Genomic DNA, 16,122 nt, shown 5'->3' on the forward strand with positions numbered 1-16,122 from the left:
CGTAAAGAAATCAGTGTGCATTAGTATTGGTGGTTGTGGTTGGAGTGCCGGAATTTGATCCGTCACCGCCGCCACCCATGGTGGCCAGAGCCACACCCAGCAGAGCGCCTACAGCACCAATCCCTATAGCATTAGAGTTACCGTCAGACATGGCTGTTGCTTCACTTCCTGCCGCGGCGCCTGTGGCCGGGGCGGCAGAAACGCTGGCGCTGGCCATCATCATCATAAACAGAGCAAGCGAAGTTATATTTTTCATTTTCAGCAGACCTCAGGAAGTTTTTGACAGTGGCTCAGAGCATAATTTTAAAACTCCGGGTTTGACAGGGCTGCCAGAGACGAAAAAAGAGCCCGTCTGATAACCCTGTGACTGAAACAGGGCCATTGAAATAAATGTAAAAAAATCATTATATTTCAGCGGGCTATCAATAATGCCGCGGGAGTGGGGGAAGGGGTGTTTGAAATACAGATTTTTCGCAAAAATACCCGGTAGCGCCTGCCTGAAATAAGCAGCTAAAAATGGCTGTAAATCCGGTCCGGGCTAACCTTTATTTCTGCACCTGTTTTCAGAATAAATACCGGTGCTGATTTTTGCCTTCCGGCTGGGTAATTATCTTAAGCCAAATTCTCAGGCGGTAATATGAGTGTGTGATGATATTTTTAGCTGTTGCTAAATATAAACAGAAGAACAACAGAGCGCATTTATTTATGCGATTAGTCTTAGTTTTCACTCAGCCTGAAAGGTTTTAAGAACTCTGTAAGTTTGTTGTGGCCTACTGAAAGGACTTTTTTCAGCCAGGGGCTCAACTATGCTGTTATCCGCGTTTTCCTATATCAAAGATAAAACGGGTTACCTGCAGGAATTCATCGCCGATCCACGGAAAACGGGCACCATCGCTCCCTCCTCACTGTCACTGTGTAAATCCATGTCTGATGCCGTTGACTGGAACAAGTGTGAGCGCATTGCTGAACTGGGAGCAGGGGACGGCGTCTTAACGCGTCATTTACTGACAAGGATGCGACCTGATGCTGAGCTACTGGCTTTTGAAACCAACAACCGGTTTCATGCCAGGCTGGCCGCGATTGATGACCCCAGGCTTCAGGTAACAGGCGCCTCTGCCGAAACGCTGTGTGGAGAATATGACGCCATTTTTTCCGGCCTGCCGCTGCTGTCGCTGCCGAAAAATGTCCGCCACGGTATCCTTGAACGTGCCGCTGCCTTACTCAGCCCCGAAGGGGTTTTTGTGCAGTTCCAGTACACTTCTCTCTCTGAACCGCTGATTTCCCAATACTTTGCCTGGAACCGCCGTCGCGTGCTCTTTAATCTGCCGCCCGCCTGGGTTTACAGATGCCATTCCCTGGATAATCTGCCACCCGCTGACCTTGCCACGGACTGACACACAGTTTTGTGAAGTGATTATGACGCAGGGATGGCAATCTCCGGGCAGTCTGCCAGGCTTATTGTTTACCCATAACAGGAGGAGAGAATGAGTACTGAAAACGATCTGACACCCTCAAGTGATGAAGAAGTGTGCACTATCATCGGTAAAGCTGTGGTTGACCTCAGTATCACAGGGCAGCCCGTGACCAAAGCCACGCTGGCTCTCAAGCTGTTAGCCATGGCCGATCAGGATGAAGATGAAGAGCGGGTATTACTTTACTGGATTGCGCGTAAGGCAATCAACCAGCCACACAGGTTTGCCTCAGCAGCCTACTGAAGGCCCGTGGCACCCGGCCCGTAGCCGCCGGAAAAACGGCCCTCATGATGAGTGGCCGTTTTTGTTTCTCTCAGGTGATGCGTCGCACATAGGGAATGAGCCGCAGTAGCCAGATAATGCCCGCTGAGAGAGCAAAACAGAGCAATGCTACCAGGGGGATGGTCAGGATTGAACTGTATCCGACAAAATTCATATTCAGCAATTTCACCAAACCTTCCAGCACCATCGCATGAACGAAGAAGATCCCCAGACTGAGCCGTGACAGCACCCGGAGTGCCTTTATTACCGATCTGTTATAGCGGAAACAGGCGTTCAGTAGCATAAAGAAGCAGGCCAGTGATACCACTACCAGCGTTGGCGCCGAGTAGAACAGGAATACGGTATTAGGGGACGCGATGGCCAGAGACAGAGAGTAGGTCATTACCGCCGTTAATACCGCTGAAAGGACAAAAACGATCGCTGAAATTGTTACTTTTGGCGTGATTTCAAAGCGACGTACAACGCCGCCAATAATATAAAAGCCGGAGAGGTAGACCACCATATCAATATTACTGGGGGCGGAGAGTACACGGTTTTCCAGCAGATTGGCTTTGGTGTTATCCAGCAGCATATAGACCGATGCCAGCACAAACCATATGGTCAGGGTATAGAGAACCCGCTGCCGGCTGCCATAAGTGATGAACGTATTCAGCAGCGGCGTCACCAGATACAGCAGGATCATGGTGTAGATAAACCACATATGGGGATAGGCCGGGGTGCTGAGTAGCTCCAGCAGGCTCACTGGTGCTTTGGTATTGATAATGAAGTTTGAGTAGATCAGATAGATGACAGACCAGGCGATCAGCGGAATGACCAGATCCAGCACCCGGGTTTTCAGCGTGCTGAGCAGCGACTCATCTTTATTCAGCGAAACGTAGCCTGCAATCAACAGATAAAGCGGGAAAGCAATGCGCCCAAGCGTCTCATACATTACCGAGACGGACCAACCCATATGAAAATGTGAAAAAGGAATAGCCGCGGTGTGCAACAAAATCACAAAGAATGTTGCCAGCAGCATGAGCAGCTTAATATTGATCGTCTTCACTACTTGAGTCCTTGTCAAAAAGCCTAATCTGACTCTTACTCAGATTATTGCCATCAGCCTAAAAGGTAACATATTTCCTTCACGCCGACGTATTTCCGACAAGAAAAAAGCGGGGTCAGGTCTGGCTCTGCTGTGCCTCTACCGTCACGGTGGAAGGGCAGCGCTCTTTTGGCTGAACAAGCCGGTATTCCGCTTTGCCCTGATGAATATAGAGGCAGGCGCGTCCCGCTTCTCCTCCATCCTGTTCCTGAGACAGCGTCAGGGTAACGGGTTCGGCCAGAACCTGAAGAGTGCTGAACAGCGTCAGCGACAGGGTCATTATTGTGATTATTCTGTTCATATAAGAGGGCCAGGTTAGGTAAACATGAATGCCATACTGCGGTCCCTGAGGGTTACAAAGGGCCAGTAATAAAAAACCTCGCAGGTGATGCGGGGCTTAAGACAAGCGTCTGCTGGCAATATCGGATGAAGCCTGAGGGGAGACCAGCAGAGTATTCTTATTCTGACTGGTTGTAGTAAAAAGAGTGTGAGCCGTATGGAGAAATGAACTAAAAGAGGCGGGGCGATCCGCCAGCCCCGGCTCTTCACTTTGATGATCAGCTAATCAGATCGTCTTCCGTCTGATGGACTACCATCTCCAGCACATGGCGATACAGATCCAGCGTAACGATATCGCTGGTGGATTCCAGACGCTTTAACAGTTGCGCGATGATCGCTTTATTGGTGACTGGCACGCCGCTGTGCAGGATTTCAACAATCACTGAGCCCAGAATAGCCACTTCACTTTTAGCTTCAAGCATTTCAGCTTCGAAATAATCGGTTAACGCATGCGGGGACTGTATTGCCGTGTGCATTCTTTATCTCCAGTTTGCCCGCCGGGACAGCGGCAGGATGCAGGTAATATGCGTGATTTTCGTTGGATAGTTTTTAATGATTTTTGAACAAAAAATTGCCTCAGGAAGTGGGAAACCCACTATCACTTCCTGAGGCCTGCAAATGCATCATTCATTACAGCTTAGAAAGGTAGACGGTTTTTAAAACTTGTACAAGTTTATTTTGAAAGTTGTACAGCTTTTTCCAGGGAAATGCGTCCGCCGTCATTCACTGAGTAAAATTTCTTAAAAAGCACCCCAAGAGGGGCATAATCACCGGAAAAATTTAACCAGCTTCAGGGAAACTTGTTAAAATTATCTTTTCGCCCCCTTTTTCATGGAAGCCCTAATGACAACTGAAATTTCCCATCCCGCCAGCAGCCCAAAGCAGGCTGCCTTACAGTTGGTAATCGAGCTGGTTCGTGCTGGTAAGCTTAGCCCGATGCAGGGCGATGCTGCCAACATGATCTCGATCTATGAGCAGTTCAAAACGCATTTCGAATCCGATAAGCATAAACACAGCTCTGATTCTGCTATCTCATGACTGCCTGGGCGGTGTTATCGCCGCCCGTTCCTCACAGTTTGCTGACCTGATCGTAATAGAGCATGCTGCCGCCAATTCCCTGCTGTGCCCCTTCAACGTTTTTACGCAGTCCCACCAGTTTCTGTCCCTGTAGCGTTACTACGTAAGGGGAATCCTGCTGAATTTCCGTCTGCAATTGCCTGTACAGGGCGTTGCGGGTTTTCACATCGCTTTCTGCCGCTGCTGCTCTGGTCTGCTCGCTGAGTTTCGGGATCGCCCAGCCTACCCGCCAGGCCAGAGTTTTAGGGCCGCCCTGCACGTTATAAGCGAAGGTGCTGGCATTGGTATTGGGATCGATGTAATCCGCACCCCAGTAGATAAAGATCGACTGGAAGTTTCTGCTGCGCATTTTGCCCCACAGTTCTGCTTCCGCCACCGGTTTAATCGCTATCTGAATATCCGCTTTGGCAAAGCTGGCCTGAAGAGCCTGAGCCACATCGGTATAAGGCGGCTGATTAACAATGGTTAAGGCGAACGAGGTGCCGGGCTGAATGCCCCCTTTAGCCAGTATCGCTTTGGCTTTAGCCAGATCGTAATGGAAGGGCTGATTGTCCAGCGCGCCATCGAATCCGTTGGGTAAGAAAGCCTGATGAACCTGGTACTGTCCCTTGAGCAGATCTTTCGAAATGCTGTTGTAATCAACCAGCCAGCGCGCGGCCTCCCACAGGGCAGGATTGCCCAAAGCAGGCTGGTTTTTGTCCTGAGTATTGAAGCCCAGATAATAGATCAGGCTGGAAGGGAAACTGGCTACGCGGACAGAAGAGACTTTCTTCAGGGCATCAAACTGATCGGAACCCAGTTCATAAGCTACATCTGCATCACCCTGCTCTAACAACAGGCGACGTGAACCGGGGTCCGACACGCCTTTTAAAATAATACGTTTGAGCTTTGGCGCAGTGGCGGCATTAGGGTTTTGTTCCAGCACCAGCGCCTGTTGAGGAACATAATTTTTGATGCTGTAGGCGGCGCTGCCCGCAGAGTGAGTGCGAAGCCAGCCGTTGCCAAAGTCGCCTTTGCTGGCATGTTGTTCAGCCAGTTTACTGTCAACAATTGACGTCACGGGCGCGCTCAGCAGGCGTAAGGCCAGATCCCGCCCGATGGCTGAGGTCCAGCGGATCTCCAGCTGGTTATTGCCGTGACGGGTAAATTGCTGGTCAATATTTTCCGGCGTCCAGCCGAACTCATTGAGAATAAATGCCGGTGTTTTGTTCAGCCTGACGCCCCGCGTTAAAGAATAAATAACGTCCTCTGCCGTCAACGGATTACCGCTGGCAAATTTTGCCCCCTCTTTAAGCGTAAACAACAGGCTGTGGTCGCTACTGCCAGGCTGCCATTGCGTGGCCAACTGTGGCACCAGCTTGCGTGGGTCATTCCGGTCAGAGTCCACCAGCTTCTGGTAAACGTTAAGCAGACTGCTGGTGCTGACGGTTTCAAAGCTTTCTGCCGGATCAAAGCTGATGATGCCATCAAGAGGGATGGCGACGATCAGGGTATCGGCTGGGGTGGCAGCCAAAGCGGGTGCCGACAGTCCCAGGGCTATGGCAACAGAAAAGGGCAGAGTTTTGAACATGATTTGTCCTGGAAAAGGAGAGATATCAGGACTATAGGGATAATGTGACGGGGAGGAAATGCCGATTCCGGCAAGGCTTAGCTGTTAATAACAAAAGCGCGATTTGCCGGGAATGGCTGACCCGTACAGGCCAGCCAGACCAGGGTTAACTGACGATCACCCCACGATCCATTCGTACTGCACGATCGCACATATGATCGATCACGTCGGGATCGTGACTGACCAGCACCATCGTCAGGTTATCCTGCTGTTTCAGACTGTTCAGCAGGTTAAGGATCTCCGCCTGCACGGACATATCCAGTGCAGAAGTGGGTTCATCCAGCAGCAGAATTTTGGGTTCCAGCAGCAGGGCACGCACGATGGCCACACGCTGACGCTGCCCCCCGGAAAGCTGATGAGGATAGCGATCGGCCATTGCCGGATCCAAACCCACATGGCGGAATCCCCGATCGATACGATCGTTAATGTCCGGCACTTTCAGCATTTTCAACGGCTCGGCCAGGGTACGGCGCAGCCTGTGCCGCGGGTGCAGAGAGGCGTAGGGATCCTGGAAGACCATCTGCACGTCACGACGAAGTTGCCCGGTGAACGGCTTGCCTGGCTGCACCGGATGGTTGGCCAGCGACATCTCGCCCTGCCAGTTGGGATTCAGACCCGCCATGACCCACAGCAACGAAGACTTCCCACAGCCGGAAGGGCCGACCAGACCGAAGCATTCACCGCCTTTTACCTGCAATTCAACGTTGTGGACTACGGTGCGCTGCTCATAGCCCTGACGGTGGGAAACGCTGAGGTTTTTCAGTTCAATCATGTTCACGCCAGGCCTCCAGTGCCGCACGGTCCAGAACCGGTAAAGGCTGGCCCTGCGTCGCCTTGCTCGGGCGGCATGACCACAATGTGCTGGTATAGGGATGGGTTGCCCTTGGCAGATCTGCCGCAGGCAGCGTATCCAGGATTTCACCCTGATACATCACCATCACCCTTTCGCAATGCTCGGAAACCTGCTGCAAATCGTGGCTGATTAACAGCAGCCCCATATTGCGTTGCTCAACAAGGCGACGGATCAGCGCCAGCACCTGATCGCGCATGGCGTGATCAAGAGCGGAAGTAGGCTCATCCGCAATCAGGCACTGCGGATCGGCAATCAAGGCAATCGCCAGCATCACCCGCTGGCCCATGCCGCCTGAAAGCTGGTGAGGATAGCGCTGCATCAGTTGCTTAGGGTCGGGCAGACCCACCGCATCGAGCATCTCGCACACTTTTTCACTGATCTCCGCCCGGCTGAGACGGGTGTGCAGTTTCAGCGGCTCAGCGACCTGCCAGCCAATGGTACGCATGGGATTCAGGGCATATTTGGGATCCTGCATCACCATGGCCAGTTTGCTGCCACGGAGCTGGCTCCAGCGGCGTTCGCTCAGCGTCAGGGCATTTTCACCCGCGACGTTAAGCGTTGAGGCCTGAATTTGCAGGCCCGGCGCAAGCAGGCCCATCAGGCTACGGGCAGTGAGGGACTTGCCGGAGCCGGATTCGCCTACCAGCGCCACGCGCTCACGTCCCAGCGTGAAGCTGATATTCTTCACCAGTGGGGTGCCGGTAGCGCTGGCAATCCTCAGATTGTCCGCAAGGATAAGAGGGGGAGATTCAGTTGCCATTTCGGGTATCCAGTCGGTCACGCAGGCCATCGCCCGTCAGATTAAATGCCAGGCTGGCAAACAGGATCGCACCACCGGGGGCGGCGGCTACCCACCACTGGTCGAAAATCACTTTACTGCCTTCAGCGACCATCGATCCCCACTCTGCGGTCGGCGGCTGTACGCCCATCCCCAGGAAGCCAAGACCGGCAGCGGAAAGAATGATCCCTCCGAGGCTCAGCGCCGCGCGCACCACGGCACTTGGCAGGCAAAGCGGCAGAATATGGCCGAACATCAGGCGCAGGCCGTTGATGCCCTGCATCCGGGCAGCGGCCAGATAATCACTGCGGCGCAGCGCCAGCGTTTCAGCACGGGCCTGCCGCGCAAAGGGTGGCCAGCTGGTCAGCGCCAGCGCCAGCGCGCCATTCATCAGGCCTGGGCCAAGCATGGCGACCAGCGCCAGCGCAATGACCAGGTTAGGCAGCGACAGGAAAATATCGGTAATCCGCATCAGCACGCGTTCAGTCCAGCCGCCCACGTAGCCCGCACAAATCCCGATCAGCATTCCTACAGGAATAGTCAGCACCAGGATCAATGAAACCAGCAGCAGGGTAGGGCGTGCGCCGTAGATCACGCGGGAAAGCAGGTCGCGGCCAAAACCGTCGGTGCCAAACCAGTGTGCAGCAGAAGGCGGCAGCAGCCGGGCAGACATGGTCTGGGCATTAGGATCAAACGGGGCCAGCAGGGGGGCAAGCAGCGCCGCCAGCAGCAGAATCGCCACCAGCGTGCCGCCAATGGCCAGCGATGTCATACGGGGAAGGCGACGGCGCGGAGCAGCGGCGCTGTCGAGGTCGGTGAGATTTTGCGTCATCGGGTTCTCGGATCGGTGAGCCAGGTTAAAGCATCCGCCAGGGCATTCAGGGTGATAAAGCAGCCGCCAATCAGCAGCGTTGACCCCAGAATGGCAGGCGTATCGGAAGCAAACAGGGCGGTCGTCATATAACGTCCCACGCCCGGCCAGGCGAAGACCGTTTCGGTCAGTACCGACCCTTCAAGCAGCGTGGCATAAGAGAGCGCCAGCACGGTAATCAGCGTGCCGCGCACGTTAGGGAAGACATGAAGCAGAAGGATCCGCCCCCGGCTGGCCCCTTTGGCTCGCGCCAGGGTGACGTACTCTTTGCTGCTCTCTTCCAGCAGCGCCGCACGCAGCAGGCGCGTAATTCCGGCCATCGCCAGCAGGCCCAGCACCACCACGGGTAACCAGAGATGCGCAATGGCATTACGAAACATCTCAGGATCGCCAGAGAGCCAGCTATCGACCAGCACCAGCCCGGTTTTAGGTTCCAGGGTATAGACCCAGATATCATCCAGCCGTCCCGGCCCTGCCGACCAGTGGAGCACGGCATAAAACAGCAGCAGCCCCAGCAGGCCCAGCCAGAACACCGGCACTGAATAGCCCAGCAGGGAGAGCAGGCGGGCGAGGTTATCCAGCACGCTACCGGGTTTCCAGGCCGCCAGCAGCGCCAGCGCAATGCCCGCTACCGCACCAAAAATCATCGCGCAGGTCGCCAGCTCAATGGTCGCCGGGAAGGTGCGCAACAGATCGCCAGTAACGGATTGATTCGTCAGCCGGGAGATACCCAAATCGCCGTGCGCCAGGTGCACCAGATATTGCCAGAACTGCACGGGCAGCGACTGATCCAGCCCCAAATCGTGGCGGACCTGGGCATAGGTGGACTCACTGGCGTGATCGCCTGCAATCTGCAAAACCGGATCCACAGGCGAAAGATGCGAGAGCATAAAGGTGAAGGCCAGCAGGCCGAGCAGCGTCACCGCGAGTGACGCTATCCCGATGAGCAGGCGGCTACTTCGTAACCAAAAAAGCCGGGCTGACCCGGCTTGAGCAACAGAAACCGTCATTACTTACTGACCTGGCTGTAGTAAACCATATCCGGGTTAATTCCCTGGACATATCCTTTCAGGTTATCGCGCAGCGCAATCAGGTTACGCGCCTGCAAACCGACCACGTAAGGCGAGTTCTTCTGAACCTCACGCTGCATGTTCTGATAGAGCTCCACACGTTTGGCTTTATCACTTTCAGCGGTGGCGGCCAGCGTCTGCTTATTCAGCTCTGGAATATGCCAGTTTGAACGCCATGCCAGCGTTTTGCTGCCGTCTTCCGGGTTATAGGCAAAGGCTGCGGCGTTGGTGTTGGGATCAAAATAGTCCGCTCCCCAGGCGTTCAGCGTGGCTTCATATTTGTGCGCTTTCACCGAAGTGGCAACTTCGCTGCTCAGACCGGGGATCAATTCAACTTTGATGCCGCCTTTGGCGAAGCTGGCCTGTAAAGCCTGAGCAATATCCAGGTAAGGAGGCTGGTTGCTGACGCTCAGCTTGAAGCTGACGTTAGTCAGACCGGCTTTTTTCAGAATGGCTTTCGCCTTCTCCGGATCGTAGCGGTAAGGATTGTCGTTCAGCGCACCCAGGAAACCTTCCGGCAGGAACGCCTGATGAACCTGGAACTGGCCTTTCAGCAAATCGTCGGCAATCCCGTGGTAGTCGAACAGGTAGCGCGAAGCTTCCCACAGCGCCGGATTTTTCAGCACAGGATTCGCTTCAATATTAAATTGCATGTAATACAACGAAGCCATCGGGATCGCCATCGGCTTCACGCCAGCTTTGTTTTTCAGCGCGGCCATCTGATCGGCACCCAGATTACGGGCAATATCCGCGTCTCCCTGCTCCAGCAGCAGACGGCGGGCAGCCGGTTCAGGCACGTTTTTGATCAGTACATTTTTCAGTTTGGGCGCGCCACCCGGAGAGGTCGGGTTAGCGGAGAGCAGCACCACTTCATGTGGAATATATTTGCGGATCTGGTACGGGCCGCTGCCAGCGGAGTTAATCGCCAGCCATTTATTGCCGAAGTCACCGTTTTTGGCGTTGGCCATGGCGGTTTTTTCATCAACAATCGAGGAAACCGGCGCGGCGAGCAGGCTCAATACGTAAGTCGGGCTGACATCAGCCGTCCAGCTGATCTGCACATGGGTGTCATCAATCTTCTTAAGCTGCCCGTCGACATTCTCTTTGTCCCAGCCCAGTTGCGTCAGGATGAAAGAGGGATCGAGGTTCAGCTTCACCACGCGGCTCAGCGAGAAGATCACATCTTCCGGGCGTACGGCATTGCCTGAAGCAAACTTTGCCCCATCACGCAGGGTGAAAGTCAGGCTGCGGTTATCGCTGCCTGGCTGCCAGGAGGCAGCAAGCGTCGGTTTCAGATCGGTCGGGTTCTGTGGGTCGGACTGGACCAGACGCTGATACAGGTTGGTAAACGCCTGCACCGAGGTCAGTTCAAAACCCTCAGCCGGGTCGAAGCTGCTGGCATCATCGATAGACTGGGCAATCACCAGCGTATCCGGTGGCGTGGCAGCGTGGGCGGTAAAAGAACCGGCCAGCGCGAGGGCGATTATTGAAGGAACTAAAGTTTTCATGACGCTTCCTTACCTGTTAATTGACCGCGAGTGTAAATGAGCAGCCGGTACGACAAATAGTAGATTATCCGCTATCGATAGACGAAAAAGTTATAAAGCTGACAATATGGTTATAAAACCTGTGGAATGCAGGTCATTGCGTTACAGCCAGCCAGAGCCAGGGGGAGACGCCGATCAGGTTATTCAGCATATGCAGTAAGACTGGCAGTCTGAGGCCACCTGACAACAGCCTTGCATAACAGAGTAGCAGCGAGAGGGCGATAAGGGCGATGAGCGTCTGGAGGTGAGCATATTGCGTATGCATAGCTGCAAAACTGATTGAGGTTAACAGCGCGCAGGCGAAACGCTGTCGGGGCGCCCAGAGCAGGAGCCCCTGCAGGATAAACCCCCGAAACAGAATCTCCTCAAACACCGGGGCGAGCAGTACCACGGCCAGCGAGAAGAGCAGGATGGTGCTTTTACCTCCGCCAAACTGGCCGCTGGTCCAGCTCTCCTGTTGCAGGTAAAAGGATTGCGAAACAATCAGACCCAGCAGCAGCAGGCCGAACACCAGCACCTGACGGAGCTTCACATTACCGAAAGGGATATTGCTGTAGCGTCGCCCATACCAGAGATAGAGCGGTACCAGAGCGGAAAACTCCAGCGCACAAAGCAGCGGCATCAACAGGCCATTTGCCCGCAGTGTCGGATAACCCGGCAGCGCGCTGACCATCACAGTAATGCTGTACCAGACAAGACACATCCCCGCACACAGCAGCGTGCAGGTCACTCTGTCAGCATGATTATTCATCGTAACGTCTCTCGCTCAGGGATCAGCGGATGGTAACAAGCACTACATTACCTGTCGAGCGTGCAGCATTCCTGCAAAAACACCCTAAATAGTTCGCTTCCCAGGCCGATAGTGCTTTGACGATCGCGTCCGGAGGACGAGAGGACCAGAGATTTTTATGCCGCACAGGCACTGAACCACAGGGACGTTTTGAATGAATGCCTGACAAGGTCCCCACTGTATGAGATTTCCACCTGTAGCCAGCCCACTGCCTGCCGCTGAGGGCCACAAAACAACCTTTTTTACCCGAAGGATACTGATCTCTTTATCCCTGTTGCTGAGTTTCGTGATGCTGATGGCGATGCTGATGGTCATCGGGATTGCCTGGCGACAGAATCAGGACTCGATCAGACAGGAATCCTTTCTGCTGCACAATGCCTGGAAAGACAGCCGCCAGAGCATCCTGACCGACATCCGGGATTATGCTTTTTGGGGCGAGGCCTGGAATCGTCTGCATCTGACTGTGGATTCCGTCTGGGCTTTCGATCAGCAAAATTTCGGCCCCGGTCTTTACAGCGAATACCACTATGAAGGGGTGTTTGTGGTGGATGGCGAGGGCCGCACCCGTTATGCGGTCATTAACGGCAAACTCTCCGACTTACCCCTGGAAAGCTGGCTGGGGATCCACGCCGTTCCCCTGATCAAGCACGCCAGAGCGCTGGCCGGTGACGAAAGTGGCATGACGCAGAACGCGATGATTGGTTCTACGCCGGCTATCGTTGCCGCCGCCCCTATTTCAACCGGAAAAGTCCCCGGACTGGGGACCATGCCTGGCCCACCGTCGGTGATGGTATTTGTGAATCTTTTCACGCCGGAGAAGCTGAAGGCCTTTGGCATCAGCGTTGGCGTGGAGAATGCCCGCATCCCCAACGGTGCCGAAGATGCTTTTAAATCCCCGTTGCTGAACGAAGATGTGCCGGATGATTCACCGATTGTGATCCGCTGGGACTCATTGCAGCCCGGCGGCAATCTGTTATTTTTCCTGCTGCCTATGCTGTTTGGCGTGGCGATCATTATCGGGCTGGCGGCGCGCAGGGTAATTAAGCAGGCGATGAATAATGCTGTGCTGTCTGATGAGCGTTTCACGCAGCTGATTCAAAGCCAGCGCGAACTGGCTGCCAGTGAGTCCCGTTTCCGCGATGTGGCTGAAACCGCCTCGGACTGGATTTGGGAAACCAATGCGCAGGGGATCCTGACCTATCTCTCGCAGCGGTTTGCTGCGGTGACGCATTTTGACGTCGCGCATCTGCTGGGGAAATCCATTGATGAAGTGTTGCGGCATGATGACCAGAGGGTTTCTGACTGGATATTTCAGCAGCGTGCAGATGGATTGCGGCACGCGCTGCGCTGCTATTCCGTTACCGCATTAGGGGCGACCAGAATCTGTAGCCTGATAGCGAATCCCGTTACCCGGAATGGGCAAATTATCGGCTATCGTGGCACGGTGTCCGATATTACGCTGGAGGTTGAAGCCCAGGCGAAAATCCATTATCTCTCCCAGCATGACGCGTTGACCGGGCTGCCTAACCGGTTATACATGAGTGAATTCCTGTTAAGCCGGCTTCAGGCACAGCCTACACTGGAGCGTCCTCTGGTTTTGATCAGTCTGGATCTTGATAACTTCAAGCCGATCAACGACACCTGGGGCCATGCCGCGGGGGACTGCGTGTTGAATGAAGTTTCCCATCGTCTCAGAAGCGTCCTGAAAGCCGGGGATCTGGTCTCACGGCAGGGGGGCGATGAATTTATCCTGATCGTCTCCGGGCTGGCCGGGGAAGAGGAGATATCGGCCTGTTGTCGCGAACTCCTGCAGGAGATCCGCCGTCCCTTCAGCCTGGGTCAGCACGATGCCTTTATCGGCGCAAGCCTGGGGATCGCCCTGGCACCGAAAGATGCGATGCAGGCCGATGAATTGCTGAGACTGGCAGATATAGCGCTGTATAAATCCAAACATGAAGGGCGAAACCGCTGGACCTGGTATACGCCGGAAATGGCTGAGCAGCTGATACACCGGCGTGAGATGGAAAGGAATCTGCGCAAAGCCATTGTCGGGGACGAGCTGCGGCTCTTCTATCAGCCGCGCTATGACCTGCAAAAAGGCCAGGTGGAAGGGGCCGAAGCGCTGCTCCGCTGGGAGCATCCACCGACCGGTTTGATTATGCCGGACAGGTTTATTCCTCTGGCGGAAGAGACCGGGCTGATTATTGATATCAGTACCTGGGTACTGAACCGCGCCTGTTCTGATGCGATGAGCTGGCCTGAACCTATGTATGTTTCAGTGAATATTTCACCGGTTGAGTTCCGCAGCGGCCTGCTACCGAGCCGGGTGGCTGCGGCCCTGAACAACAGCGGGCTGCCTGCCGGACGGCTGGAGCTGGAAATTACCGAAAATATTACGCTGGAAAATCCGCAGAGTGCGCTGAAAGTGATGCAGGCGCTTAAACTTCTCGGCGTCCGGCTGACGGTAGATGACTTTGGGGCTGGCTGTTCCTCGCTGGGTTACCTGAAAACGTTCCCCTTCGATGGGATGAAGATGGATCGCTCTTATATGAACGGCTTCCCGCACTCGCCCCAGGCATTGTCCATCGTGGAAGGGATTATTGGCCTGGGCAAGGCTTTCTCGCTGACCGTGACTGCGGAAGGAATTGAAACCCGCGAGCAGTTGCAGGAATTGCAGGCTATTGCCTGTGAGGAAGGGCAGGGATATTACCTTGGCCGACCGATGCCGGTTGAGCGGTTCCGGCTGCTGTTGAATGAGCCTCTGAAGCCGGAATAAGCGCCAGAGAGAAGATAAAAAAGCCCGTGGAAACGGGCTTTTTCAGTTAGCGGACACGTACCGCTACGATCGTCATAACGACGGCAAACAGCACAAACACCACCAGTTCCATAAGCACCTCCATACTAAGATTCCTCTTAAATTATAGTGCCAGTTGCGGGTGATAAAAGCCGCAGTTTGTGCCCTTTCGGCAGCGATCACAGAAACCGGCCCGGAGGCGAAATGCGATTATCATCCTGTGCGTGGGTCTGGTAGGCTTTCTCTGAGTTACCAAAGATACATGCACAGGAGAAAAGTGATGAAACTCTATGGAATTGCCATTATCACCGCGCTGGTTACGCTATCCGGATGCCAGACGGCGACAAAAAATGGGGGCGCTTCCGCCCCGGTGGATCCTGAGATGGACAGGTGTGGCGCTTCTCACTATCAGCAGTACGTCGGCAAGCCGATGTCCTCTGTAGACAACGCGCGTTTTGACCATCCCGTCCGGGCAATCCCGTACAATTCTGCGGTCACTATGGATTTCAATCTGAACCGCCTGAACTTTATGGGTGATGCGCAGGGCAATATTACTCGTGCCTATTGCGGATAACCTTGTCACCAGATTGCAATAACTTCTCTGTAAGGTACGGGGTTATAAAAGTGATCTGCCGGTCACTGTGAAACATGCAATGCTCGTCTCTTCCCGCCTTGTGCGGGTTTTTTTTGTCTGAAGTTCAGCGACTGGCTGTTCGCGATAGTGACGAAAGGGAAGTTGAAGCGGGGATATTATTTATTGCGCACTTTCTCCCCAGACGCAGGAAAAGCGCAGTTCTGGTTGGGGCGTTTTAGCTGACGGCTGACATCATGTCTCTTTTTCTTCCAGTAATTGCGTCAGCAGATTTCGGTAACCCTGCAGCAGAGCTTCATCGACCTCTCCTTCCAGTTTGGCGATAACCGTGGCGATAATCACCTTGCTGTTGGTGGGCCTGCCGCTACGCATTAACTCGGTCATAATCGCCGCCAGTAATTCACTCTCTTTTGGCGCGTGAAAAGCGGGGCTGTTAAAATAGTCAGTAATAGCGCGACCTGCGCTGGGTGAGTAATGTCCCATCCTTAACCTCCAGAGAAGCGTTATCGATTGCCGACGGCTGACCGATAAGATCGGAAATAGTTTTTTGAGACGCTCTAATTTACCAGAACGGCAAATAGCCACTTAGCCTGGAAAATAGACAGGCGGGGATTTTAATTACTCTAGATGGCGCGTGGAGGAATTCCAGTAACAATCAGAAATAATTTTCATTCTGCTTTTCGCTTTGCTGAAAGGCAGCAGAAAAGCACTGTTTTCGCGGATTTAAACGCGATTGAGAAAGGTCAGCAAATCATGGATGAGGTTTAAAGTGGCGCCTTTCAGCCCGGCCCCTCTTATTAAATAATGCATTCACGAAGTACAGCCAGAATATCCACGCTCTAATCAGCGCCTTTAAGTAGCCAGATGGCTGGCTGAGAGCGAAATTCTCAGCAGGAAAAACCAGCAGTTAGTGAACAAAATGTAATCACTATTGAGCAATGTTGTTAATAGCAAAGGCTTGCCT

The 16,122-nt window shown here is 53.9% G+C and carries 17 protein-coding genes; 5 read left to right on the forward strand and 12 right to left on the reverse strand.

What is annotated here, in order from left to right:
• Nucleotides 1–10: 10 nt before the first annotated feature.
• A complete protein-coding gene (gene yjbE / locus VRC33_RS04990; RefSeq protein WP_338561474.1) occupies nt 11–256 on the reverse strand; it encodes an exopolysaccharide production protein YjbE in 246 nt (81 codons plus the stop codon).
• A gap of 550 nt (nt 257–806) precedes the next feature.
• On the opposite strand from yjbE, the gene VRC33_RS04995 reads away from it, so the two are divergent.
• Complete coding sequence (locus VRC33_RS04995) at nt 807–1,394, forward strand: methyltransferase (protein WP_338561477.1); 588 nt, start codon at nt 807–809, stop codon at nt 1,392–1,394.
• 90 nt (nt 1,395–1,484) lie between these two features.
• Complete coding sequence (locus VRC33_RS05000) at nt 1,485–1,715, forward strand: hypothetical protein (protein ID WP_338561480.1); 231 nt, start codon at nt 1,485–1,487, stop codon at nt 1,713–1,715.
• Between the two features lie 70 nt (nt 1,716–1,785).
• Here the strand turns inward: VRC33_RS05000 and VRC33_RS05005 are convergent, their stop codons facing one another.
• The 3 genes from VRC33_RS05005 to VRC33_RS05015 all read right to left on the reverse strand — a co-directional run bounded on the left by VRC33_RS05005 (nt 1,786) and on the right by VRC33_RS05015 (nt 3,653).
• Nucleotides 1,786–2,772, reverse strand: a complete 987-nt coding sequence (locus VRC33_RS05005) for an acyltransferase family protein (RefSeq protein ID WP_338564052.1) — start codon at nt 2,770–2,772, stop codon at nt 1,786–1,788.
• 142 nt (nt 2,773–2,914) lie between these two features.
• Complete coding sequence (locus VRC33_RS05010) at nt 2,915–3,139, reverse strand: hypothetical protein (RefSeq protein ID WP_338561482.1); 225 nt, start codon at nt 3,137–3,139, stop codon at nt 2,915–2,917.
• Nucleotides 3,140–3,395: 256 nt separating this feature from the next.
• Nucleotides 3,396–3,653, reverse strand: coding sequence for a biofilm/acid-resistance regulator YmgB/AriR (locus VRC33_RS05015; RefSeq protein WP_338561484.1), 258 nt, complete (start codon nt 3,651–3,653; stop codon nt 3,396–3,398).
• A gap of 367 nt (nt 3,654–4,020) precedes the next feature.
• On the opposite strand from VRC33_RS05015, the gene VRC33_RS05020 reads away from it, so the two are divergent.
• On the forward strand, nt 4,021–4,215 hold the full coding sequence (locus tag VRC33_RS05020) for a hypothetical protein (RefSeq protein WP_338561486.1): 195 nt from the start codon (nt 4,021–4,023) through the stop codon (nt 4,213–4,215).
• 31 nt (nt 4,216–4,246) lie between these two features.
• Here VRC33_RS05020 and VRC33_RS05025 read toward each other — a convergent pair whose 3' ends face one another.
• The 7 genes from VRC33_RS05025 to VRC33_RS05055 form a co-directional block, all read right to left on the reverse strand.
• Nucleotides 4,247–5,824 (reverse strand): ABC transporter substrate-binding protein, encoded by a 1,578-nt coding sequence (locus tag VRC33_RS05025; protein ID WP_338561489.1) that lies wholly within the window; start codon nt 5,822–5,824, stop codon nt 4,247–4,249.
• A gap of 145 nt (nt 5,825–5,969) precedes the next feature.
• Nucleotides 5,970–6,635: an ABC transporter ATP-binding protein gene (locus tag VRC33_RS05030; protein WP_338561492.1), complete on the reverse strand. Its 666-nt coding sequence runs from the start codon at nt 6,633–6,635 to the stop codon at nt 5,970–5,972.
• Nucleotides 6,628–7,506: an ABC transporter ATP-binding protein gene (locus VRC33_RS05035; RefSeq protein WP_338576918.1), complete on the reverse strand. Its 879-nt coding sequence runs from the start codon at nt 7,504–7,506 to the stop codon at nt 6,628–6,630. Before VRC33_RS05035 ends, VRC33_RS05030 begins: the two co-directional genes overlap by 8 nt.
• Nucleotides 7,466–8,326 (reverse strand): ABC transporter permease, encoded by an 861-nt coding sequence (locus tag VRC33_RS05040; protein WP_338561495.1) that lies wholly within the window; start codon nt 8,324–8,326, stop codon nt 7,466–7,468. Before VRC33_RS05040 ends, VRC33_RS05035 begins: the two co-directional genes overlap by 41 nt.
• On the reverse strand, nt 8,323–9,375 hold the full coding sequence (locus VRC33_RS05045; protein ID WP_338561498.1) for an ABC transporter permease: 1,053 nt from the start codon (nt 9,373–9,375) through the stop codon (nt 8,323–8,325). The genes VRC33_RS05040 and VRC33_RS05045 overlap by 4 nt, the downstream gene beginning before the upstream one ends.
• A complete protein-coding gene (locus VRC33_RS05050) occupies nt 9,375–10,943 on the reverse strand; it encodes an ABC transporter substrate-binding protein (protein ID WP_338561500.1) in 1,569 nt (522 codons plus the stop codon). Before VRC33_RS05050 ends, VRC33_RS05045 begins: the two co-directional genes overlap by 1 nt.
• A 133-nt stretch (nt 10,944–11,076) precedes the next feature.
• On the reverse strand, nt 11,077–11,733 hold the full coding sequence (locus VRC33_RS05055) for a CPBP family intramembrane glutamic endopeptidase (protein WP_338561502.1): 657 nt from the start codon (nt 11,731–11,733) through the stop codon (nt 11,077–11,079).
• 220 nt (nt 11,734–11,953) lie between these two features.
• On the opposite strand from VRC33_RS05055, the gene VRC33_RS05060 reads away from it, so the two are divergent.
• Nucleotides 11,954–14,548 (forward strand): EAL domain-containing protein, encoded by a 2,595-nt coding sequence (locus VRC33_RS05060; protein ID WP_338561505.1) that lies wholly within the window; start codon nt 11,954–11,956, stop codon nt 14,546–14,548.
• A 298-nt stretch (nt 14,549–14,846) separates the two neighbouring features.
• The gene (locus VRC33_RS05065) at nt 14,847–15,140 is read left to right on the forward strand and encodes an I78 family peptidase inhibitor (RefSeq protein ID WP_338561507.1); all 294 of its coding nucleotides are present in this window, start codon (nt 14,847–14,849) and stop codon (nt 15,138–15,140) included.
• A gap of 252 nt (nt 15,141–15,392) precedes the next feature.
• On the opposite strand, the gene VRC33_RS05070 is transcribed toward VRC33_RS05065, so the two are convergent.
• The gene (locus VRC33_RS05070) at nt 15,393–15,641 is read right to left on the reverse strand and encodes a biofilm development regulator YmgB/AriR family protein (protein ID WP_338561509.1); all 249 of its coding nucleotides are present in this window, start codon (nt 15,639–15,641) and stop codon (nt 15,393–15,395) included.
• Nucleotides 15,642–16,122 lie beyond the last annotated feature (481 nt).

The sequence above is a fragment of the Erwinia sp. E_sp_B01_1 genome, assembly GCF_036865545.1.
Taxonomy (GTDB): domain Bacteria; phylum Pseudomonadota; class Gammaproteobacteria; order Enterobacterales; family Enterobacteriaceae; genus Erwinia.